The 20,930-nt window shown below is 66.1% G+C and carries 21 protein-coding genes and 4 tRNA genes; 8 read left to right on the top strand and 17 right to left on the bottom strand.

Going from position 1 to position 20,930, the window contains the following annotated elements; genetic code table 11:
• Nucleotides 1-10 precede the first annotated feature (10 nt).
• The 4 genes from MKAN_RS10200 to MKAN_RS10185 all read right to left on the bottom strand — a co-directional run bounded on the left by MKAN_RS10200 (nt 11) and on the right by MKAN_RS10185 (nt 5,302).
• Nucleotides 11-2,176: an LCP family protein gene (locus tag MKAN_RS10200; RefSeq protein ID WP_036394034.1), complete on the bottom strand. Its 2,166-nt coding sequence runs from the start codon at nt 2,174-2,176 to the stop codon at nt 11-13.
• Nucleotides 2,177-2,328: 152 nt separating this feature from the next.
• Nucleotides 2,329-3,471, bottom strand: coding sequence for a tRNA dihydrouridine synthase DusB (gene dusB, locus MKAN_RS10195; protein WP_230589279.1), 1,143 nt, complete (start codon nt 3,469-3,471; stop codon nt 2,329-2,331).
• Between the two features lie 54 nt (nt 3,472-3,525).
• Nucleotides 3,526-4,542: an acyl-ACP desaturase gene (locus tag MKAN_RS10190; protein ID WP_023367951.1), complete on the bottom strand. Its 1,017-nt coding sequence runs from the start codon at nt 4,540-4,542 to the stop codon at nt 3,526-3,528.
• 118 nt (nt 4,543-4,660) lie between these two features.
• A complete protein-coding gene (locus tag MKAN_RS10185; protein ID WP_023367949.1) occupies nt 4,661-5,302 on the bottom strand; it encodes a TetR/AcrR family transcriptional regulator in 642 nt (213 codons plus the stop codon).
• A gap of 75 nt (nt 5,303-5,377) precedes the next feature.
• On the opposite strand from MKAN_RS10185, the gene MKAN_RS10180 reads away from it, so the two are divergent.
• Nucleotides 5,378-6,427: an oxygenase MpaB family protein gene (locus tag MKAN_RS10180; protein ID WP_036393790.1), complete on the top strand. Its 1,050-nt coding sequence runs from the start codon at nt 5,378-5,380 to the stop codon at nt 6,425-6,427.
• A 9-nt stretch (nt 6,428-6,436) separates the two neighbouring features.
• On the opposite strand, the gene MKAN_RS32720 is transcribed toward MKAN_RS10180, so the two are convergent.
• From MKAN_RS32720 to MKAN_RS10165, 3 genes are read right to left on the bottom strand one after another with little or no spacing between them, the layout of a single operon-like run.
• Nucleotides 6,437-6,658, bottom strand: a complete 222-nt coding sequence (locus MKAN_RS32720) for a hypothetical protein (protein ID WP_036394032.1) — start codon at nt 6,656-6,658, stop codon at nt 6,437-6,439.
• Between the two features lie 49 nt (nt 6,659-6,707).
• A complete protein-coding gene (locus tag MKAN_RS10170) occupies nt 6,708-7,088 on the bottom strand; it encodes an ArsR/SmtB family transcription factor (RefSeq protein WP_023367943.1) in 381 nt (126 codons plus the stop codon).
• A 57-nt stretch (nt 7,089-7,145) separates the two neighbouring features.
• Complete coding sequence (locus MKAN_RS10165) at nt 7,146-7,646, bottom strand: nucleoside deaminase (RefSeq protein ID WP_023367941.1); 501 nt, start codon at nt 7,644-7,646, stop codon at nt 7,146-7,148.
• Nucleotides 7,647-7,735: 89 nt separating this feature from the next.
• Here MKAN_RS10165 and MKAN_RS10160 point away from each other — a divergent pair, with 89 nt between their 5' ends.
• A complete protein-coding gene (locus tag MKAN_RS10160; protein WP_023367939.1) occupies nt 7,736-8,641 on the top strand; it encodes a class I SAM-dependent methyltransferase in 906 nt (301 codons plus the stop codon).
• Between the two features lie 25 nt (nt 8,642-8,666).
• On the opposite strand, the gene MKAN_RS10155 is transcribed toward MKAN_RS10160, so the two are convergent.
• Nucleotides 8,667-9,482, bottom strand: coding sequence for a TIGR04255 family protein (locus MKAN_RS10155; RefSeq protein WP_023367937.1), 816 nt, complete (start codon nt 9,480-9,482; stop codon nt 8,667-8,669).
• 218 nt (nt 9,483-9,700) lie between these two features.
• Nucleotides 9,701-9,773 (bottom strand) — tRNA-Lys (locus tag MKAN_RS10150).
• Nucleotides 9,774-9,896: 123 nt separating this feature from the next.
• On the opposite strand from MKAN_RS10150, the gene MKAN_RS10145 reads away from it, so the two are divergent.
• The 3 genes from MKAN_RS10145 to MKAN_RS10135 all read left to right on the top strand — a co-directional run bounded on the left by MKAN_RS10145 (nt 9,897) and on the right by MKAN_RS10135 (nt 10,185).
• Nucleotides 9,897-9,970: transfer RNA gene (locus tag MKAN_RS10145), tRNA-Glu, on the top strand.
• Between the two features lie 38 nt (nt 9,971-10,008).
• Nucleotides 10,009-10,082, top strand: a tRNA-Asp gene (locus MKAN_RS10140).
• A 29-nt stretch (nt 10,083-10,111) separates the two neighbouring features.
• Nucleotides 10,112-10,185 (top strand) — tRNA-Phe (locus tag MKAN_RS10135).
• A gap of 81 nt (nt 10,186-10,266) precedes the next feature.
• Here MKAN_RS10135 and MKAN_RS10130 read toward each other — a convergent pair.
• Entirely contained in the window at nt 10,267-10,995 is a 729-nt protein-coding gene (locus tag MKAN_RS10130; RefSeq protein ID WP_023367935.1) for a hypothetical protein, read from the bottom strand.
• A gap of 276 nt (nt 10,996-11,271) precedes the next feature.
• On the opposite strand from MKAN_RS10130, the gene MKAN_RS10120 reads away from it, so the two are divergent.
• The gene (locus MKAN_RS10120; protein WP_023367931.1) at nt 11,272-11,544 is read left to right on the top strand and encodes a hypothetical protein; all 273 of its coding nucleotides are present in this window, start codon (nt 11,272-11,274) and stop codon (nt 11,542-11,544) included.
• Between the two features lie 157 nt (nt 11,545-11,701).
• Here MKAN_RS10120 and MKAN_RS10115 read toward each other — a convergent pair whose 3' ends face one another.
• The 7 genes from MKAN_RS10115 to MKAN_RS10085 form a co-directional block, all read right to left on the bottom strand.
• On the bottom strand, nt 11,702-12,400 hold the full coding sequence (locus tag MKAN_RS10115; RefSeq protein ID WP_023367929.1) for a hypothetical protein: 699 nt from the start codon (nt 12,398-12,400) through the stop codon (nt 11,702-11,704).
• Nucleotides 12,401-12,409: 9 nt separating this feature from the next.
• Complete coding sequence (locus tag MKAN_RS10110) at nt 12,410-12,796, bottom strand: DUF3060 domain-containing protein (protein ID WP_023367927.1); 387 nt, start codon at nt 12,794-12,796, stop codon at nt 12,410-12,412.
• 27 nt (nt 12,797-12,823) lie between these two features.
• Entirely contained in the window at nt 12,824-13,519 is a 696-nt protein-coding gene (locus tag MKAN_RS10105; protein WP_023367925.1) for a hypothetical protein, read from the bottom strand.
• An 856-nt stretch (nt 13,520-14,375) separates the two neighbouring features.
• Nucleotides 14,376-15,653, bottom strand: coding sequence for an amidohydrolase family protein (locus MKAN_RS10100; RefSeq protein WP_023367921.1), 1,278 nt, complete (start codon nt 15,651-15,653; stop codon nt 14,376-14,378).
• Between the two features lie 16 nt (nt 15,654-15,669).
• A complete protein-coding gene (locus MKAN_RS10095; protein ID WP_023367919.1) occupies nt 15,670-16,884 on the bottom strand; it encodes an amidohydrolase family protein in 1,215 nt (404 codons plus the stop codon).
• A 3-nt stretch (nt 16,885-16,887) separates the two neighbouring features.
• Entirely contained in the window at nt 16,888-17,688 is an 801-nt protein-coding gene (locus MKAN_RS10090; protein WP_023367917.1) for an acetoacetate decarboxylase family protein, read from the bottom strand.
• Nucleotides 17,685-18,623, bottom strand: coding sequence for an SDR family NAD(P)-dependent oxidoreductase (locus MKAN_RS10085; protein ID WP_036394028.1), 939 nt, complete (start codon nt 18,621-18,623; stop codon nt 17,685-17,687). The genes MKAN_RS10090 and MKAN_RS10085 overlap by 4 nt, the downstream gene beginning before the upstream one ends.
• Nucleotides 18,624-18,689: 66 nt before the next feature.
• Here MKAN_RS10085 and MKAN_RS10080 point away from each other — a divergent pair, with 66 nt between their 5' ends.
• Both MKAN_RS10080 and MKAN_RS10075 read left to right on the top strand, forming a co-directional pair.
• Nucleotides 18,690-19,103, top strand: coding sequence for a radical SAM protein (locus MKAN_RS10080; RefSeq protein WP_023367913.1), 414 nt, complete (start codon nt 18,690-18,692; stop codon nt 19,101-19,103).
• A gap of 207 nt (nt 19,104-19,310) precedes the next feature.
• Entirely contained in the window at nt 19,311-20,684 is a 1,374-nt protein-coding gene (locus MKAN_RS10075; RefSeq protein WP_023367911.1) for a class-II fumarase/aspartase family protein, read from the top strand.
• The last annotated feature ends 246 nt before the right edge of the window (nt 20,685-20,930 follow it).

Below are 20,930 nucleotides of genomic sequence, written 5' to 3'. Positions count from 1 at the left end.
CGTGAAGCGCTTACTCGCAGGTGGTGTCGGCGGCGTTGGTGACGGTCAGATCCTCGGGCAGCTTGGTCGGCGGAGTGCTGGAATTCCGGTTGATCTGCATGCTGACCGACGAGCCGCTGGGCGGCGGGGTGGTCACCGAACTGAAATCCGGGCCGAGGACTACCTGAACCACGTGTCCGATCCCGGTGACCCGCTCGACTTTCGAATTGCCGAACGCCGCGGCCACGGTTGCTGCGGCCTGCTCATTGCCCGGGGAAAAGAACACCGTGGTGGCCTTCAACGAACTCGGGTAGTCGTCCGGCGTCATCACGTTGAAGCCGTTTCGCTTGAGCTGGTTGGCTGCGGTGGTCGCCAGGCCGGCGGTGCTGGTCCCGTTGGAGACCTGCACCGTGATTTCCTGCGGCGACGTGGTGATCACCTGTTCGCGCTGGACCTCGCCGGTGCCGTTCGGCGGGGGCGTCTTCTTCGTCGTGGTCGGCGCCGTCGTCGGCGAGTTCCCCAGCGTCTGCGCGTTGTGGTCGTTCTCCAGCGGCAGCGGATCGTCGTTGATGATGGCGGCGAACAGCGCTTTCATGTCGGCCGTCCGGGGCGGTTCGTCGCCGTTCTGGTCCGTCACGCCGGTCGGCACGGTGACGAACGTGACGTGGCCGGCCGCCATGTGCTGCAACGACTGGCCCAGCTGTACCAGGTCCTTGGTCTTGACGTTGTCCACGTAGCTGTTGCCGATGAACATGTTGACGACGTTGTTGAGCTTGTTGAGGTTCATCAACGTGTCCTCGGAGATCAGCGAACGCAGCAGTGACGACAAGAACAATTGCTGACGTTTGATGCGACCGTAGTCGCCATTGCTCTCGGTGGTGACTTGGCGGGCTCGCACATAGTTCAACGCGGTCGGCCCGTCGATGATCTGACGTCCGGCGTGTTCGAGCACCGTACCCAATTCGTAGTCGCGCAGCGCAGTGGTGCTACACACCTCGACGCCGCCGAGGGCTTCGACCATTCGCGCGAAACCGACGAAGTCGATGGCGATGAAGCGGTTGATGCTCAGGCCGGACAGCTTCTGGATGACCTTCACCAGGCACTTCGGGCCGCCGAAAGAAAACGCCGAGTTCAGCTTCGTCTCGGTGTAGACCATCCGGGGACCCCACGTCCCCTTCTTCTCGTCATAGATGGGCCCGTACTTGCCGGTGTCGGGGTTCCAGGCCTCGCACTGGATCGGGGTGATCGCCAGGTCGCGGGGGAACGACACCGCCACCACCCGCTTCCGGTTCGCCGGGATGTTGACCAGCATGACGGTGTCCGACCGGGCACCGCCGGCGTCCTCGGTGTCACCGGCACCGATCTCGGAATTCGCGCCGGCGCGCGAGTCCATGCCGACGATCAGGAAGTTTTCGTCGCCGTACTGCCCGTTGGGGTCGACGATATCGCCGGAGTTCGGGTCGAGCGCGCTTACCGTGTTCAGCCGTTCGTTTTTCGATGCGCTCCACTGCCACGCCCCGCCGGTCAGGACCAGCGCCAGCACGGCGAACATGGCCGCCAGTGACCGCCCGGCCAGCAGCATCGGCCGCCGGCGCGAACGCCGTTTCTTTGCCCGGTTCTCCCGGCGCTTCGGGGTTTTTGAGCGCTTGACGACAGGCGCCCGCGACGACGCGGCCGGCTCGCCCTCGGGTGGCTCGGCGGCGACGGTATCCGGTGCGAAGGCGGCCGACCCGAGGTCGGGCAGCTCGGAGAGGAGTTCTGAAGAGTAGGCCGGAATGGCGATGACCTGGGTGTCCAGTTGGTCCGCGTCGTCGTCGGGGACCTCCACGTCCATCCGGGATGGTTGCGACGGCTCCGCGACGGGATCGGGGTCCGGCGCGCTGTGGCGATGGGTGGGACGGGCGGGCGCAGGTGCGCCGAGTTTGGCGATCAGCTCCGCGACGCTGACTCCGCCGTTGACGTGACAGCCGACCTCTGCGGGCTCTGCGTGGTCCGGGCCGCCGTGATGTCCGGCCGCATCGCCGGATGACACTCCCGACCAGCGGAGCAAGCTGTCCTCGGGCGGCGGCGCGAACAACCGCTCCCACGGCGCGGCGCCCGGTGTCGCCGGCGGGTTCAGGGTGACCGGTTGGGCGTCGTCGCGGGAGCCGGACACGCGCCGAAGGTCAGGAGTGGCGTCTTTGTCGCCGTCACTCATGTCCCATCGGCCTCCGAAAAATATGATCCGGACATCTGGGTTGTCCGTGCGCACACGTCAGCGCAGCGCCGAGCCGATCGGCGCCGCGCCATGCATAAAGCCCACATCGTACTGACTTGTGGTCGCAGACGCGATCTCGGAAGAGTTTCGGTTCAACCACCAGAATGCATGACGTCGGCTCCGTCGGGCACCCGGCAGTCGTCGGCATCGTCCAGCCAACCGTCGGGAAGGGCCACCCGGGCGGGTGAGCCCTGCCGGCCGCGGGGGCCGTTGCCGGCACTCGGGAACGGGACGCTGCCGTCCAACCGGTTCAGCAGGTCGTCGAGTTCGCTCAACGTTTTGACCAGCGCTAACGCTCGCCGGACGTCTGATCCGGCCGGGAACCCATGCAGGTACCAGGCGATGTGCTTGCGGATATCGCGCATGCCCTTGTCCTCACCGAAGTGTGCCGCCAGTAGGGCTCCGTGGCGGCGGATGACGTCGGCGACCTCACCGAGTGTGGGCGGGGTGGGAGCCGGGCGGCCGGTAAAGGCGGCCGACAACTCGGCGAACAGCCATGGTCGGCCCAGGCAACCGCGGCCGATGACAACGCCGTCACATCCTGTGGTGGCCATCATGGCTAGCGCGTCGCTGGCATCGTAGATGTCCCCGTTGCCCAGCACCGGGATGGTCGTGACCTGCTGCTTGAGCCGGGAGATCTGGTCCCAGTCGGCGGTGCCGGAGTACCGTTGCGCGGCCGTCCGGGCGTGCAGAGCGACCGCGGCGGCACCTTCGGCCTCCGCGATGCGGCCGGCGTCCAGATGGGTGTGGTGAGCGTCGTCGATGCCGATGCGGAACTTGACCGTCACAGGTATCCCGGTGCCTTCGGCGGCACGCACCGCCGCAGCCACGATCCGGCCGAACAGCCGTCGCTTGAACGGCAGGGCCGCCCCGCCACCGCGCTTGGTGACCTTGGGCACCGGGCACCCAAAATTCATGTCGATGTGGTCGGCCAGGCCTTCGTCGGCGATCATTCGCGCCGCCGCGTAAGTGGTGTCGGGGTCGACGGTGTAGAGCTGCAGCGAGCGAGGCGATTCGTCCGGGGCGAACGTCGTCATGTGCATGGTGACCGGATGCCGCTCGACCAGCGCGCGGGCCGTCACCATCTCGCAGACGTAGAGTCCGCCGACCGTGCCGACCTTCGCCTGTTCTCGTGGCGATCGCAAGGGCGGTGAAGCCGGACGCAGCGGGTCGCCACGCATCGAACCGAAGTCACGGCACAGGGTGCGGAACGCGACATTCGTCACACCGGCCATCGGTGCCAACACAACCGGGCTGGCAAGCTCGATTGAGCCGATACGCAACGGCCACTACCGCCCGGTCATCCTCAGCGTGCCCTTGGTGGTGAGCACCTTCCTGGCGGTGATGCGCTCATCCATGCGGGCCTGGCGCGCGAGGTAGCGCTGCTTGGACGCCTCGAACTTGTCGCACTCCGCCTCGAGCTCTTCCATCAGCTTGGCGAGGTCGTCGCGCATTTGTGCGGCCTCGCCGGTGAAGTCATCCCGCTCGAAGATGCGCCACTTCTTCAGCACCGGCTTGACCACCTCGTCGAGGTGAATGCGAATGTCATAGACGCCGCCGACGGCGATGATGACCGCCTTGCGGCGGAACTCGGGCACCAAGAAGCCGGGCATTTTGAAGTGGCGCAGGATCAGGTGCAACGACTTCATCGCCTGGTTGGGCGCCAGGTCAAACGCCGCCTCGCTGACGTCGCGGTAGAAGATCATGTGCAGGTTCTCATCGGCGGAGATCCTGGCCATCAGCTGGTCGGCCACCGGGTCGTTGCAGGCCTTACCGGTGTTGCGGTGCGAAACCCGGGTTGCCAGCTCCTGGAAACTCACGTAGATGACGGAGTCGGTGACGCTCTCGGCGAAATATTCGCCCTGGTGGTTCTGGCCCGGGCTGAAGCCCCGGTTGACCACCTCGAGGCGAAGCTTCTCCAGCTCCACGGGGTCGACCGATCGGGTCACTACCAGATAGTCGCGCAGCGCGATGCCGTGCCGGTTCTCCTCGGCGGTCCAGCGGTTGACCCACTGTCCCCAGGCGCCGTCCATGCCCATGTTCATCGCGATCTCACGGTGATAGGACGGCAGATTGTCCTCGGTGACCAGGTTCTGCACCATGGCCACCTGGGCGACGTCAGAAAGCTTGCTCTCTTCCGGATCCCAATCCTGGCCGCCGAGCGCGTAATAGTTCTTCCCGTCCGACCACGGGATGTAGTCGTGCGGGTTCCAGTTCTTGTGCATGCTGATGTGCCGGTTGAGGTACTTCTCGACGACCGGTTCGAGTTCGTGCAGCAGCTGTAAGTCGGTCAGCTGGGCTGACATAGTCCCTCCGGTTATCTGTGTCGATGGGTTGCACTCAATATATCTGTGTCGACCGGTATCAACAAGTTTGCCCGCCGCGCGGCGAGCCACGACTGTGACTGTTGTGACTGTGGCGACGTCAGTCGCGAGGCCGCGCCGCAGCGGGGTGCCCGGCTTCCTGGCCGGGTCGGTGCGGCACATGGCTGGCCGCCGCATTGAGCAGCATGTCGACGCAGTAGTCGATGAATTGCTGGCGGGTGGCCCCTAGTTGACCATTCAGATAGGCGGTAAACAGGCCGGTCAGAGCGCCGATCAAGCTGGTGGCGACCAGTTTCTGCACAACCGGGTCGACAATGCGGGAGAGTTTTCGCTGCAGCAGTTCGATGAAGTTGGGCATCCACTCCGCGCCGGATCGGGTCAGCACCGGTTCCACCGTCGGCGCCAACAGCAGCACCCGCCCGCGCACCGGATCATCGACCATCAGGGCGACGAATCTTTCCACGGCTTCCCGGGCGGTATGGGCTGACATGAGTGTGGCCATGGCCCGGGTACAGACGTCGTCGTACACCGCGCGCACGAAGTGTTCACGGTCGGTGAAGCTTTCATAGAAGTAGCGCTCGGTCAGGGCCGCCTTGCGGCAGACCGCACGTACGGTCAGCGCCGGCCCGTCCTTCTCGCCGAGCAGTTGCACGCCGGCGGCGATCAGATTTTCCCGACGTACGGCGTGGCGATCTTCCAGCGGGACGCCGGTCCAGCGGCCTCGTTTTTGACCGGCCTGCACATCGCTCCTAAACTTCAAGTGACAACGCGTGTAGTCAGAATTGCTGACGTCGCCCTAACCACCGGGAAAGCACCAGTGACTCAAGATACGTCTGCTTCGTGCCCGCTGACCAGCGCTAAGGTGCAACCCTCGACTGGCGCCGCTGCCGCTGCGGCGCCGAACGGCGCGGTACCCGCCGGTTGCCCGGTTTCGCCGCAGGGTTACGACGCACCACCAGTGCCGCTCGGCCCGGATTCGCTGACCTGGCGATACTTCGGTGACTGGCGCGGCATGCTGCAGGGTCCCTGGGCCGGGTCCATGCAGAATATGCATCCCCAGCTGGGTGCGGCGGTCGAGGAGCACTCGACGTTCTTTCGGGAGCGCTGGCCGCGGCTGTTGCGGTCGTTGTACCCGATCGGCGGCGTGGTTTTCGACGGCGAGCGAGCTCCGGTCACCGGCGCCGAGGTGCGCGACTACCACGTGGACATCAAGGGCGTCGACGCGTCGGGGCGCCGCTACCACGCGTTGAACCCCGACGTCTTCTATTGGGCGCATGCCACCTTTTTCGTCGGGACCCTGCACGTCGCCGAGCGGTTCTGCGGCGGCCTGACCGAGGCGCAGAAGCGTCAGCTTTTCGACGAACACGTCCAGTGGTATCGCATGTACGGCATGAGCATGCGGCCCGTGCCGGCGTCCTGGGAGGAATTTCAGGTCTACTGGGACGACATGTGTCGCAACGTGCTGGAGAACAACTTTGCGGCGCGGGCCGTGCTGGATTTGACCGCGTTGCCCAAACCTCCCTTCGCCCAATGGATTCCGGACAGGTTGTGGGCGCTGCAGCGCAGGCTGTTGGCGCCGTTCTTCGTCTGGCTCACGGTCGGCCTCTACGACCCGCCGGTGCGCGAACTGATGGGCTACCAGTGGTCGCGCCGGGATGAATGGCTACACCGGCGCTTTGGTGACCTTGTCCGTCTGGTCTTCGCCGTCGTGCCACGCCGGTACCGAAAGCACCCGCGGGCGCGGGCCGGCTGGGACCGGGTCAGCGGACGGATCCCGGCCGACACCCCGCTGGTGCAGACTCCGGCGCGCAACCTGCCGCCCCTGGATGAGCGCGACAACCCCGCGCACTACTGCCCGAGGGTCTGAACCCTCGACTCAGCTGTGCGCGTGGCTGTGCACCTCTTCAAGGCCTTCAAGGCCTTCGAGGCCGCGCTGATGGACGTGCTCGTGGGTGTGCTGGGTCCCGTCGTCGTGTGAGTGTGGGTGCTCATGGGCGACATGCTCGTGCTCATGGCTGGTGTGCGCGTGGCTGTGGGTTATGTCGCCGTGCTGATGGTCGTGCGTGTGCGGTGCGTCATGGGTGTGGGTGGCTACCATGATAGTTACCTCCTCAATGTGAAATATGTTGTGGCGCTGGTGGATTCGGTTATCCAGCATCTGGTGTTGCGGAGACTGCCTGCAGTCCGTCGCCGCGGTGGTGGCGGGGCACGCCGGGACCGGCGTGCTCGGCGTTGAAGACGGCGTCGATGACGAGTTGGCGCACGTGGTCGTTTTCCAGGCTGTAGAAGATCGTCGTACCGTCGCGGCGGGTGCGAACCAAGCGCGCCATCCGCAGCTTGGCCAGATGCTGGGACACCGACGGCGCCGGCTTGCGTACGTGTTCAGCCAGCTCGTTGACCGACATCTCCGTAGTTGCCAGGGACCACAGAATCTGCACGCGGGTGGCGTCGGCGAGCATCCGGAACACCTCGACCACGAGACCGGCCTGGTCGTCGGGCAACCTGGTCGGTCTGTTATTTGCGTGCATACGCAGATAATAGTGCAGTTTGACGTGCTGTCAACCGGCGTCCAGGTCGGCGCCCGTCTAACCGGCCGGTACGGCGGTGGCCGTGCGCCGTCCGCCGTTGCGCTCCTGCCAGAACCGGTAGACGTCGACGGCGGCGGGGCGCGGCTCGTACCGCATTGGCAGGCGCCGATCCCGCCAGCCTTTGGCGAATTCGTCATAGAAGGTGGCAAGTTCGAAGTATTTGCGGTCGTCGACATAATGCGGTTCGTAGGAGTCGCGCGTCGTCAGAAATACCACTTCGTCGGGCGAGCAGTAGTACAGCGATCCGAGGCACATGGGGCACGGGTGCGCCAACACGTAGATAGTGGTACCCACCAGGTGCTCGGTGCCCAGCTTGGTGCAGGCCTCGCGGATGGCAAGGATCTCGGCGTGGGCGGTGGGATCGTTGGTCTGCGCGACCTTGTTGGCGCTTTCGGCAAGGATCTCGCCGTCTTTGACGATGACCGTCGCAAAGGGGCGGCCGCCCTCGGCCACGTTCTGGCGGGCGAGATCGATGGTGCGCTGGGCGAAGTCGATCATGGTTGGTCAGAGTAGTCCGGCAGGCGCGATCGAGCCTGTGATAGTAACTAGGTTATCTATCTTTCTTCTGGTTCGGCGAAGGAACTTCCATGGCGCGTACCGAACGTGATCGCTGGGATCTTGCGACGAGCGTCGGCGCGACGGCAACCATGGTGGCCGCGCAGCGCGCGCTGGCCGCTAGCCGCGAATTCGCCTTGATTGACGACCCGTTCGCCGCGCCATTGGTGCGAGCGGTCGGTATGGACGTCTATACCCGGATGGTGGACGGGCAGATCCCGGTCGAGGAGGATTCCGAGTTCAACCCGGAGCGCGTGGCCCGCGGGATGGCCTGCCGGACCAGGTTCTACGACCGGTTCTTCCTCGAGGCCGCGGGGAGCGGCATCGGCCAGGTGGTCATCCTGGCGTCCGGCCTGGATGCCCGCGCCTATCGGCTGCCGTGGCCGAAGGGCACCGTCGTCTACGAAGTCGACATGCCAGAGGTGATCGCGTTCAAGACGTCAACGCTGAGCGGTCTCGGCGCCGAGCCCACCGCCCAGCGTCGCACCGTCGCGATCGATTTGCGCGACGACTGGGCCGCCGCGCTGCAGGCCGCGGGATTCGACGAGCAGGTCCCCTCGGCCTGGAGCGCCGAAGGGTTGCTGGTCTACCTGCCTGAGGACGCGCAGGACGCCCTGTTCGACAACATCACCGGGTTGAGCGCCCCCGGCAGCCGGCTGGCGTTCGAATTTGTGCCCGACACCAAGATTTTCGCCGACGAGCGGTGGCGCTCCCATCACGACCGGATGAGCGAACTCGGGTTCGACATCGACTTCAACGACCTGGTGTATCACGGCCAACGCAGCCATATCATCGAGCATCTATCTCGCCAGGGCTGGCAGACGTCGTCGCACACCGTCAAGGAACTCCACCAAGCCAATGGCTTCGAATATCCCGACGACGAACTCGCGACCGCGTTCGCCGACGTGACCTACACCAGTGCGGTGCTCGGGTGCTGAGGTAATCGGCCCTCGCCTGACTGGTTTATTGGCGAAGCAGCTCGTCTTTGAGGCGGGCGGTGATCAGGTCCTGGAACACTTCGCGGGCGGGACCGTACAGGTCGGTCAAGGTGGACACGAGCGCGTCCCGGTTGTATTCCGGAATGGAGCCCCCCACCGGAGTCCAGAAGCTGTCGATATCCATGAGGAAGAACGGACCGGTCTGCGGCGGCGTGATGCGGCGCAGATGGTAGCTCTGATCCAGCGCCTGGCCCACACCGGGCCCGTACCGCAAGATCAACGACTTGCCCGGTTGGGGTTCCCGGTAAACCGCGGCACCCTGCCACTCGGTCAGCGACAGGCCGCCCGGTGCGATGCGGTAGGGCCCGAGCAGCTGCTCGTCGATCCAGTTGCCCCAGTTGACCCGGCCGTCGACTCCAACCGGGACCCGGATCTCGAGGACATATCGCAGACCGATGCGCTCTACTCCGACGATCGACGAAACCTGCGCGCGGGCGTCGGCGACCCGTAACACGAGGTCGCAAAAGGTCTCGAAGTCGCGGTAAGCGCTGGTTTCGACGACGATGGCCTGGTTCTTCAGTGAGGCCGAAACGGTATTGTCCCGGTTGCCGTAGCGGACGAAGCGGTCCGCAACGGGGGTCGGGGCGGCGCCGGGTGCCGTCACTCCCCAACTCACGTCCTGCGCCTGGCGCTCGATCGGCAAGTCATTGATGAGAAGGTGTTTGAGTTCCCGGCTGGTTGATTCGGTGAGGGAATCTGTTGCCGGGTGCCGGATTTCCATCGTCACCAGGGCGACGGGCGCGTTGGGTTGGATTCCATCCTGACTCATTTCGGGAAGCATAACCGCAGCATAGCCAAGCGATGTGCGGCTCTGAACGCGGGCTGACCATGCGCGCCTCGGTTGGAGCCGCTCGTTGCCAGGAACCCGGCGATCGGCGGGATCGGCGGCCGCGGTTGGGGCGGCTGTGCGGGCAGTCTGAACGGTGATGAGGGGCGATCGGCCGGTGCGCCGCCCGGCGTCGGCGGGGGGCGAATTCGTGGTTCTCGGTGCGTTCTCGGTGCCCCCACCAGGACTCGAACCTGGGACCTGCGGATTAAAAGTCCGTAGCTCTACCAACTGAGCTATAGGGGCGCGGAGTCCCAGGATACTGCGTGCCCGGGCGAAGCTCGTTTGAGGATTAGGCCCGGGGTGACCTAAGCTGACGTGGCTCCCAATGATGACCACATTGCGAGTGCCCCGGAGAGATTCGGTTCTGCCCCCTTCGTCTAGACGGCCTAGGACGCCGCCCTTTCAAGGCGGTAACGCGGGTTCGAATCCCGTAGGGGGTACCCTGCGATGCGGGTATCGCGGAGCAGTAGCACAGCATGGCCCTGTGGCGCAGTTGGTTAGCGCGCCGCCCTGTCACGGCGGAGGTCGCGGGTTCGAGTCCCGTCAGGGTCGCCGATACGGCCAGGCACATGCTGCCTTCCGGCCAGGTAGCTCAGTCGGTATGAGCGTCCGCCTGAAAAGCGGAAGGTCGGCGGTTCGATCCCGCCCCTGGCCACTGTGTATCAGCCCAGCTCAGGGCATCAAATCGCTCCTCCTGCGCGCAGATTCCCGTCCGGTCGGAGCGCTTCACGCATACCTACTTGATTGGCGACCATGTGGCGGTCCACTCAGATACCGGTTCGCGGTTCGGGTCCTCCCCCGAATTGGGCGGTGGCTGGGAGGTTAGACAACTGTTGGTGAAGACCCGTTGATAGGGACCCCAACGCGCCGAAAGGGTTCCGTCCGGGCGGAAGATGTAGGAGATCGGCCCGGACATCTCGGCGGTGCCGGTGCATTCGGGACTTTGTGGATCTGGATTCGTCGCGTACGACCTGGCGTATCCGGTCACCGTCATCCCGGACAGCTTCCCCGTCATCGTGCCTGTGTACGTCTCTGTCGGCTTAAGGTTCTTCAAAGTTTCGTTGCAAGTTACCGAACTCGCGCGGACATGGCAGTCGGAAACCAGGTCGCCGTACTGAATCTCGAAATGCTCAGGCAAGGTCGCCTCACCGCCACCCGCAGAGGAGGTTGAGGTCGACATCGGAGCAGTGGGGCCTGGCTCGGCCGGCGTCGGTTGTACGGATTGGTGGCTGCCAGCCGTGCAGCCCGCAATTTGCCATGCGGTCACCCCCGCCGCCGCGGCCAAGAGAAGTTTGGGCCTCAGTCGCGTCACCTTCTGCGCCTTGCCGTCTTTGATGGTGTGGCCGGCCTCGACGACCGGCGGCTTGCCAAGGGGCTGTTTGTCCGGACTGCAGCCGCTGACAAGACGCAGTGCGGTGACTTCAGGCAATGGGTCGGTGGCCACGCGAATGGGTGTTGTCTGCATTGGTTCTCGCCTCCCTGTTCGGAGTGGCTGGACGTTCGACGGTGGTGCACCTACTCGTTGGCTGACCATTCGACCGGTCCTTCGAAGCCTTCCACCGTTTCGGTGAACGTCCCTGAGCACGTGCCGCTGAGAGTCTGCTCGTTGTGCCCCTGCCCCATCTTCAGGTGGCCAATGCCGTCAGATTTGAATTGGTAGGTAACAGGCCAGAAATAGTCGACCGTGAAGACGCAACCCTGTAGGGAAGGGCCCACGAAGTAATCTGTTCTCTTTCCCGTCATGGTCGACCCGGACAACGTGGCCGAAATCCATTTCGTCGTACTCGGATCGCTGCTGTCCGGTCTTGCGGTGCAGTCAACGGTACTTCCGCTGACTATGGAGTCGAAGTCCTCTCCCCGGATCGTGGAACGCTTTGGCACTACTGCTCCGTTCCCGCCTCGGGTCGGGGTCGACGTTGCGGGCGGAGAAGAGCTGCCACCGCCGCTGGCACCTCTGTGGATGCAGGAGTTGAAGGCCTCCATGCATGTGCGCACGTTCTCGGCGGTGACGTAGGGCGCCCCGTGGATTCCGGTCTTGGCGCTCAGCCGCAGGCACTGTGGCAGGTCTTCGCCGCACGTCGGCGAGGGCGCGGCACCGGCGACACACCCGGTCGCCATGGGTGATCCGAGCGGGCAGACATACAGTCTCACCGCCCCTGCCGTTGCGAGCGCTATCCGAGGGGCGACCACTGCGCCGTTCCCTCAGTCTGCGCACTGGTCTGCGAGGAACTGTTCGAGCAGCTGCCGTAGTCGGTATGTTGCCACTGGAGCGGGCCGTTGCGCATCGCGACGGTTCCGTCGGAGTTGAACACATACGTGGCGGGACCGCTGGCCTCCTCGGTGTAGAAGCAACCGGGCGAGCCGTCGTAGTGCCCTTCTACACGTATCGTCTGGGTGCCCGTCATCGTCATGCCCGAGAGCGTTCCGTTGATCTCACCGATCCACGAATCCTGGTTCCCGACAGGTGCATTCGGGTTGATGATCTTGCAGGACACCTTGTCTCCGCTGACCTTGCAGTCGTTGACGAGCGTGCCCTCGTAGGTGATGCCCAGATGCGGCGGCAGACCCTTGCGGCCACCGCCCCCGGTGGACGTCGTCGGCGGGGGAGTGGCCCCGCCTGCACCGGCACCCCCGTGGATGCATTCGTTGAAGGCGTCGACGCACTTCGCGACGTCGTCGGCGGTGACGTATCGCGCTCCGTAGATGCCGGTCTTCGCGCTGAGCCGCAGGCATTCCCGTAAGTCACTGCTGCAGGATCGCGAGGGTGCCGCGCCGGCTACGCCGTCACACCGGCTTGCCATCGGGATCCCCAGGGTGGCGACATACAGCCCCATCGCCGCCACTGTGGCCAGCGCCAGTCGTGTCACCATGGGCCGGCCTCACCCCTTGGTGATGCTGTTACCGGTGCCGAGGTCCGCGACGCTCGGATCACCGTCGCGATAGGTGACGGTATTGTTCAGTCCGGCGACGGTGAGTTCGGTCTCGATGTTTTCGAAGCTGATCTTGTTGTCGTCACCGCCGATGATCACCTTCGCGCACCGGCCCTTGACGGTGAGGGTGTTCTTGGACCCGCCGATGTTGAGCGACTTGCCGCCGGCGCAGTCGAGGGTTTCGGTCTTGCCGAAGGTGCCGTCATTGATGGTGTTGTTCATCTCGGCCACCGGCGGCTTGTCGACGGCCTGCTGCTTCTTGTGGCAGCCGGGGACGCCCAGCGCGGCGACAATCACCATCGATCCGATCAGAAGCTGAAACAATCTGGTGCGCATGATCTCTCGCTTCCGTCGTGCAGTCAGCTATGTCCGCGACCACGTCGCGGCGAAGTCCAAAGCGGGGGAATGGATGTTGTTGGAACCCGCCCCGGTGGGGCAGGTGTAGTGCACCGTCTCGTCGAAGGGCTCTGAATGCACAGCGACAGTGCCGCCCAGGTTGAAGACGAAATTGAGGGAGTGGGATTCAGTCGACTCGAGGCTGCACCCCGCTGAGTTGTGGTACCTGGTGGTGCTTGTCGCCGTGCCCGACATAGTGAGCCCCGACAGCGTCCCCGTGATGGACTGACCGAACGAATCCACCTCGGCGGGAGCGGTTTTCCACGTGGTCTTACAGGAGACGGCATCTCCGTTGCGTGAGCAGTCGTAGGCGAAGTGTTCGCTGTCGATGCCGAAGCGTGGCGGCAGACTGCTCTTGCCGCCACCGGTGGTGGGCGGCGGGGGTGGAGCGTCACCGCCACCGCTGGCGCCGCCGTGGATGCAGGCATTGAATGCTTCCACGCATTTGGCGACGTCCTCGGCGGTGACGTACCTGGCCCCGTAAATGCCGGTCTTCGCGCTCAGGCGCAGGCACTCCCGCAAATCGCTGCTGCACGTCGGCGACGGTGTGGCCGACGCCGTGCGCAGACACGCCCCGAACGGTCCGAACATGGCGAACGCCGTGACGTAGGGTCCGACCGCAGCCACCGTGGCGAGTGCCAGCGTCGACACCACTTTCGGCATGGTCGATCACTTCCCTCCTCCCGCTGGAGGAGGCGGGCCATGTCCGTCCTGCTCCAAGGAGTGCGGGTATGGTATCCGACCATTGGTCAGACAACGGTAGAGACTTAAGACCCCATCTCGGAGGCCTGCGTCCACCCGTTTTCGACACCGCGAGCGCTACGACGATGGGTCAGCACGGCGTTCATATTGGTCACGCGTTTGGCATAGCGGTGATCTCGGCTGCCCGCGCCGTCGCCGCCCACCCTGCGACGACAACACGCCGCCGATCGATGACATCGACGGCTATCCGCTGGCCGCTAGCCGACGGGACTACGGCGACCAGAGCAGCGACGGCGCGCGGGGAAGACGAGCTTGCCCCCGTTGTGGGGGTCCTTCGACAGCACTTGGAGGATCGACGTTAGCTCGGGAACACTCGGCTGGGCACGGGCACGTCGCCAAAGCGGTTGCGGCTAAGGCTCACCCCGGCGCCACCCCGGCGACCCAGGGCGATTTGTAGGCGTACCGCACTCGTACCTCCTCCGTACCGACAACACCTGAAAGCGCTGTCTTGCAGTCGGGTCTGCATGCACCGGAATTCTGCGGCTGGCTCGCGTTCAGATGGCAGAACCCGCGCAGCGTTGACGGGGCCAAATATCGGACCGACGCGGCAGATTAGTCGCGCTGGTCCAGCAGGGTGACCATCGTGGCCCTGCGCAACGACGGGCTGGCGAATCGCGCACACCGACGTCGAGCTGACACCGAAGGGTGTTGCCCTATCAGACCTTCTCGGCGAGGGACGCGCTGCACTGGGCACGCCATAACTTGCGCTTTGGGTCCACCGTCACCGGCAACGAACCCCGGTGCGCGGCTTGCCGCGCTAGCTCTCCACCAGGTCCGGCAACGGCTCGGCACCCGTCAGCCAGTGGCGTCCGGTCTGCCGGGCCGCCTCCCACTTGGGCACGCTCACCGCGTCGTCCTGTCCCAGGTCTTCGGGCGTCGGGCCGATGCGCTCGGCCAGGGCGGCCAGCGCGCCCAGGTCGAAGTTGTACACCTCCGCTGCCGCCAGGCCCAGGATCTGCCGGGTCTCCGCTACGGGAATGTCCCAGAACGAGCGTTTCAGCCAATCGCGGGTGTGCGGCCAGGTCCCTTCAGGATGGGGAAAATCGTTGCCCCACAGCATGTTTGAGACACCGATCTCGTGGCGGCGCGCCAATTCCCGGCGCTCGGTGGTGGTTGCGCCGATAAAGCAGTTGCGGTCGAAGTACGCCGAGGGCGGCATCGTCAGATCGCCCTCCATCCGCCGGCTCATCTTCTTGGCCGAGTGCTCACGCAGGTACCGCGTGTCCATCAGCCAGAGCAGGTCGCTGGCCCAAAACGCGCCGCACTCGGTGGCTCCCCAGCGCAGCCGGGGGAAGCGTTCGAAAACCCCGGACCACAACGCGAACCACAGCGGCCGGACCCCCCACCAGCGCACCTCGGTGACATAGATGCCCAGGTGCTCGCCGTAGTCCTCCTGCGGGGCGGCGCCGACGTGGGTGTGTACCGGCATCTGCAGGTCCTGGCAGGCGGCCCAGACCTTGTCGTAGCGACGGTCGTGGTAGGGCGGGTAGCCGGCCCAGCGCGCCGGGATCATGATCCCGCCCCGCAACCCGGACTCAGCGGCGCGGGTGATCTCGGCCACCGCCGCATTGATGTCCGCCAGTATCGGTACGACCGCCACCCCGGCCCGCCGCTCGGGGCTGTGGCTGCACAGCTCGGCCAACCAGCGGTTGTGGGCCCGTGCCCCGGCCATCGCCCGGCCCGGGTCGAGGTCGCCCGACTGGGCCAGGCCGGCGCCGAACGGGGCCCCGGCGACCCCGCTGACGGCGTCGGCGTCGGGGAAGATGACCTCGCCGACCACCCCGTCGCCGTCGAGCTCTTTGTCCCGCAAACCCACATCCCACCCGCCGGCGATGCCGTCGCCATGCTCGGAGAACCATGCTTGCGCGAACTGCTCGTCGATCAATCCGCCGACCTGCGCCGCAGCTGCCTTCTCGACCAGGAAGGCCTCGAAGTCCTCGCGGTATTCCGGGTCGATGTACTCGCGGTACCGCTCGGTCGGCAACTCGGCGTGGCAGTCTGCGGAGATGATGATGTAGGGGTCCCGGCTGTCCATGGGTGGGGTCCTTTCACTACCAGGCACGGATGGGCTCAGGCTCGAAGGCGGTGCTGGTCGCGTCGGCGGGCACGGCCGCCAGCGGCTCGGCGACTTCGGCCACGGTCGGTCCGATTCGGTCGGCCAGCGGTGCGAGGGCCTCGAGGTCGAAGCGGTAGACGGCGGCCGCGTTCCCCCCCACCATGGCCGCCACCTCGTCGGCCGGGACGTCGCTGAAGGTGTGGCGCAGCGCCTCGCGGCTGTAGGGAGCGGTCCCCTCCAAGTGCGGGTAGTCGCTTGCCCACATGATCCGGTCGACTCCGATTCGGTGGCGCTGGGCACACTCGACCGGGCGCAGGAAGCTGGCACCGGCGTAACACTGGCGGGCCCAGTACTGGCTCGGTTTCAAGGGCAGCGAGCCCGCGGTGGGGCCGGCGAAGCGGGCGATCGCCGAGTTGGCTCGCCCGAAGCGGACCGCTGCCACGTCGAGCGAATCGAGGGTCGCCGATATCCATCCGGTGCTCTGCTCGGTGAAGACCACGGTGAGGTCCGGATGGCGATCGAGTGCACCGCTGAAGATCAGGTGCCACAGCGCCCGGTGCGACCACCAATGTGTCTCGTACACCCACACCGCGAACGAGCTACCCCACCCGTCGGTCGGGGTCGGTCCGGCGTTGCCGCCGTGGTGGTTGACCACCACGCCCGTGTCCTCGCACGCCGCCCAGAGCGGCTCCCAGTGTTCGGCATAAAGCGCGGGAATGCCGGTACCCGGGACAACCCCGGGCAGCAGCACGCCGCCGCGCAGCCCGAGCTTGGCGATCTGGGCCACCTCGGTGACGGCCTCGTAGAGGTCCCCGAGCAGGATCTGGCCCACTCCGGCGCGCCGCTCGGGCGACAGGGAGCAGAAGTCGGCCAGCCAGCGATTGTGCGCGCGCAGGCCGGCCCAGCGCAGTTCGAGTTCCCGGGCGGTCTGCGGTGGCGGGGCGGCCAGACTGCCCTGGGGAAAGAACGGCGGCACCGTATTGGGAAAAAGGACTTCCCCCGCGATGCCGTCCTCATCCAGTTCGCTGTTGCGCCGATCGCTGTTCCAGTTGCGCTCGGCGTCGGGCTCGGTGAGGTCGCCGAACGGGTTCACGAACGTCGGCGCCCAGCCGTCAAATTCCTCCCGGTATTGCGGATCGAGGTACTCGCGGTAGTCGAGTAGGTCGGCGCCGGCGTGGCAGTCGGCCGAAATGACGGTGTATCGGTCCATGGCTTACACCCGTGCCCGCTCGGGGGTCGGGGACGCCGACAGGACCGGATCGTCGTAGCGCTGGTGTACGTAGGGCAGCAGCCATTCCTGTGGCACCCGCTCGGCGATCCTGGCCACCTGGATGGTGCGCCGGCGGCACCAGGTGATCGACCTGATCTCGCGGATCACGATGTCGGCCACCGGGTCCAGCGGCGACTCACCCAACTCGAGGGTGCCCTCGATGTTGTCCAGCAGCTCGTAGTGGCGGTGGTATTCGCCGTAGACCAGGTGCGGGTCGGTGATGCCGTTGCCGTCCGGGGAACGCAGGAATTTGAAGTAGAACTCGGTGTCGACCCGGTCGTCGGGCAATTCCGCCGGGCCGGTGACCCGGCCTTTGAGCGTGATGAGCCGATACCCCATCCGCTCCACGGTTGCGGTGATGCGGTCCCCGTCGCGCTGCACCTCGATGCGGCCCAGTTTCTTGGGCTCGCCGAATGTTTCGCGCCCGCCCGTGACCGATTGCTCGGTCGACTGGGGCATCAACAGGGGGTAGTCGCCGCGGCGCTCGCCATGGCGGGCGGTCACCGAAAACACCGCCGACCCGAACGGCGGCCTGCCCTCTATCCGGACCCGCTGAAGCTGGACCCGCACCAACGGTTCATCCGCCGGCTCCAGCGGCTTGGGCAGCACGGCCGCGACAATCTCCGGATCGGTCAGATAGGTGACGGTCACCGCCTCGGTGGCGATGGGCGCCTTGGTGACGTCGATCTCGTGGTCGACTTGCGCCTGTGGTGGGCGGGGACCATATCGGACTGCGGTGCTCAACGCTGCGCTCCTTCGGTTTCTTGTTCCTGCCCGGCGTGCCGGCTGAGGACGTCGACCAGGTAGTCGGGGTTGCTGCGGGCGACGATCGACGCCGCTTTGCGGCTCACGACCTCGTCGGCGGATGTGGGCGGACCCATCACCCAGAAGCGGTCCGCCCTGATCCCCTCAACCAGTTGGTCCGCGACTGTCTCGAGCGGAGTGAACTCGACGCGGCGGCCGCCAGCTTCGAAGCGACCCACCACCGCCGCCAGCGTCGGCTCGGGTGTCCGGCGCTGCTGGGTCGCGGCGTAGCGCTCCGGCCGGTGCCGCCAGGACTCCCAGATCCCGGTATTCAAGAAACCGCTGGGAAAGAGGACATGCGCCCGCACCCGCGTGCCGGTCATCTCCAGGTGTGTGTAGAGGCTCTCGGTCAGGCAGAGCACCGCGGCTTTGGTCATCGGGTAGACGGCATTGGCCGGGCCGCCCAGGGCGCCCCGGGCGATCGGCGCGAACCCGCCGTTGCCCGAACAGGTGTTGACCACGTGTCCCTCGCCCTGCTCGAGCAGGATCGGTACGAAGGCCTTGATGCCGTGGATGACGCCCAGCACATTGACGTCGATCCCCCAGCGCCAGTCGGCTAGGTCGTGTTCCCACATGTAGCCCTCGGAGACCCCGCCGGTGCCGGCGTTGTTGCACACCACGTGCACCGCGCCGAATTGGCGGAGCGTCTGCCTGGCCAGTGACTCGACCGAGGAATAGTCGGTAACGTCGGTGACGACCCCGGCCACCTCTATGCCCGCGTCCGCGAGTTCGCGGGTCGCCGCACCGAGCGGCTCGGCGAGGACGTCGGCCAGCACCACCTTCATGCCCTCCTGGCCGAAACGCCTGCCCATGGCCCGGCCGATGCCTCCCGCTCCGCCGGTGACGACCGCCACCTTGCCCTGAAGGTCCCTCATCGCGGCCACCGTCACATGGTGGACCATATCGACTCAATCCGTCGCGTAATTCGCCCACAATCGTCAATGTCGCTGACCCACCGGTGCAACCTTCGCTGCTCGTATTGCATGCCCGCCGACGGCCTTGACCGGATGGCCGATTCCGACCGGCTCACCGATGGCGAAGTCGTGCGCCTGGTTGGCATCGTGGTAGCTCGGCTTGGGATCCGCGAAGTCCGATTCACCGGCGGTGAGCCCCTGCTGCGCCGCGGCTTGGAGTCCACCGTTGCTCAGGTCGCACGATTGCGCCCCAGACCGCGGATCTCGTTGACCACCAACGGTATCGGGCTGCACCGGCGTACCGCCCAACTGGCTGCCGCCGCTGTGAACCGGGTCTCGCTGTTGCGTTTTGCGGGGTTGTCACGCTGTGCGGCCACCTGTGCGTCCGCCGCCGATCATCGCGACCTGGGACCGGGCACGCACAACCCTGTCAGTGCATGAGGCCCGAACCGGGTTCATCGTCAGGTACGCGAGATGGCCTGGCGCGCACCGCACATCGCACGGCCGACGTCGACGCCGCCATTCCGTTCGCGACCTCATCGGAGCCCACAACGTCACCGTCTTTTCATTTGCGCGGCGCGCATTTCTGTTCCCGGTGTACTGTGAGGCCGCCCGCGACGCCCCATACTTCGGCGCTCAGGAGTGACCATGGTTCCATCAGCGGCGCTGTGTGCGCTGGACAGCGCAGTGCTCGGCGGCTTGCATACCACCGACGAGCTGCGAGCGATCCTCGGCGAGCGAGGGTTGCTGGCCCGCTTCCTGCAGGTCGAGGCGGAGCTCGCGGCGGCACAAGCCGACCTGGACATGATCCCGGCCGAGGTCGCACCGGCGTTGCGCGCCGTTACGCCCGACCACCTCGACATCGCGCGCCTCGCCGCCCGCACGCAGGCGGCCGGGTATCCGATCGTCGGCCTCGTCGAACAACTTGCCGCGATAGTGCCCGACGGTCTCGGCCAGTACGCCCACTGGGGGGCCACCACCCAAGACATCATGGACACGGCTGCGGTCCTGCAGATCGTCGCGGCACTTGACGTCATCGAGCGGGATCTCCTGCACACGTTGGCCGCGCTGACGACTCTGGAAACCCAGCATGGCAGCGAGCTGATGGTCGGTCGCAGCCAACTGCAGCACGCCCTGCCGATCACCTTCGGATACCGCGTGGCGTGCTGGACCGCGCCGCTGCTGCGCCATCTGGACCGGCTCGCCGAGCTGCGGCCCCGGGTCGCGGTGGTTCAACTCGGCGGTGCCGTCGGCAGTCTCGCCTCCATGGCGCCGCACGGTCTGGATATTCGTCGCGAGCTAGCCCGTCGTCTCGGCTTGGCAGCACCGTCAATCAGCTGGCACGCCACCCGTGATCGCTTCGTCGAGGTCGTCGCCTGGGCCGCACAGGTGGCGGCCTCGCTGGGCAAGATCGGGCTCGACATCGTCGTGGGTTCCCAGACCGAGCTCGCCGAGCTGAGCGAGCCCAGCGCACCCGGCCGCGGCGTCAGCAGCACCATGCCACAGAAACGCAATCCCATCGGCTCACAACAGCTCATCCGAGCCGCGCGGCTGACCCGCTCCTACCTGGACCTTGCACTCGACGGCGCCGTGGCCGACTGTGAACGGGCCACGGCCGTGTGGTCGCTCGAGTGGCACACGGTGGCCCCAGCGCTGGCCGTCTGCGGCGGCGCCGTTCGCACCGCGGCCGACGTGCTCGCCGGGCTGCACGTGGACTCCGCGGCAATGGCGGCCAATCTCGACCGGACCCACGGGATGATCATGGCCGAATCGGTGATGATGCGGTTGGCGCCGGTCCTCGGCCGCCAGGCCGCCCACGACCAGTTGGAAACGCTGGTCACCGCCTCCCTCGAGAGTGGCGAGTCGTTCGCCACCCTTGTTGCGCGCCGCGACCCGAAGCTGGCCGACGCCGTAACGCCGGCCGCATATCTCGGGCACGTCGACGAACAAACCGTCGCCGTCATGTCCGAGGCGGCCGCGCGAGTAGGCGGACAGACATCGAGGCAGGGCACCGCGACATGACCCGATCGCCGTGCGGAACGCCGTCGGTGACCCCTCGCAGGTTGGTGACCACCTGGTAGACCCCGGGCAACGTTGCATGCACGGTCATCGACGTCTGCGCCGATGTCACGCCGGTCGCGCCGGCCAGCGTCAAGCCCCGAGCGGGAGACCCCCAGCAGTTCGCACATCCGCGTGATTCTTACGCCACGCGCTTGGCCACCAGTGCATTTCACAATTGGCGAACGATTGCCGAAAGGCCGCGTGGGC

Origin of the sequence: Mycobacterium kansasii ATCC 12478 (assembly GCF_000157895.3) — a bacterium.
GTDB lineage: Bacteria > Actinomycetota > Actinomycetes > Mycobacteriales > Mycobacteriaceae > Mycobacterium > Mycobacterium kansasii.
This window is presented reverse-complemented; position numbering and strand designations above follow the sequence as displayed.